Source organism: Bradyrhizobium sp. Mp27, from assembly GCF_029953005.1.
Taxonomy (GTDB): Bacteria; Pseudomonadota; Alphaproteobacteria; order Rhizobiales; family Xanthobacteraceae; genus Bradyrhizobium; species Bradyrhizobium barranii.
The window spans coordinates 1-823 of record NZ_JASAUS010000561.1 but is presented as its reverse complement, the minus strand read 5'-3'; the positions used below and the strand labels follow the sequence as shown (position 1 = coordinate 823).

Here is an 823-nt window from a genome sequence, read left to right as displayed (position 1 = left end):
GCAGATCGAGCTGGAGATGCACGGCGCCGACACCGAGCTCGACCGCCAGGTGCTCGATTTGATCAAGGACCCGCTCACCCACATGGTGCGCAACTCCGCCGACCATGGCCTGGAGACCCCCGCCGAGCGGCTCGCGTCCGGCAAGGGCGAGCAGGGCACCATCCGCCTGTCCGCCTATCACGAGGGCGGCCACATCATCATCTGCATCGCCGACAACGGCCGCGGCCTGAACACCGAGAGGATCAAGGCCAAGGCGATCTCCTCAGGTCTCGTCACCGAAGCCGAGCTCGAGAAGATGAGCGAAGCCCAGATCCACAAGTTCATCTTCGCGCCCGGCTTCTCGACGGCGGCCGCCATCACCTCGGTCTCCGGCCGCGGCGTCGGCATGGACGTGGTGCGCACCAATATCGACCAGATCGGCGGCACCATCGACATCAAGTCGGTGGCCGGCGAGGGCTCCTCCGTCACCATCAAGATTCCGCTGACCTTGGCCATCGTCTCGGCGCTGATCGTCGAGGCCGCCGGCGACCGCTTCGCGATCCCGCAGCTCTCGGTGGTCGAGCTGGTCCGTGCCCGCGCCAACAGCGAGCACCGCATCGAGCGCATCAAGGACACCGCTGTCCTCAGGTTGCGCAACAAGCTCTTGCCGCTGATCCACCTCAAGAAGCTCTTGAAGATCGACGACGGCGCGGCCAGCGATCCCGAGAACGGTTTTATCGTGGTCACGCAAGTCGGCAGCCAGACGTTTGGCATCGTCGTCGACGGCGTGTTCCATACCGAAGAGATCGTGGTCAAGCCGATGTCGACGAAGCTCCGTCACATC

General features: G+C 64.6%; 1 protein-coding gene. It reads left to right on the top strand.

All coding sequences use genetic code 11. The annotated features are described in order from the left end of the window. Positions 1-823: chemotaxis protein CheW (locus QJT78_RS51745; protein ID WP_281460909.1), on the top strand; the 823-nt coding region annotated here is incomplete at both ends.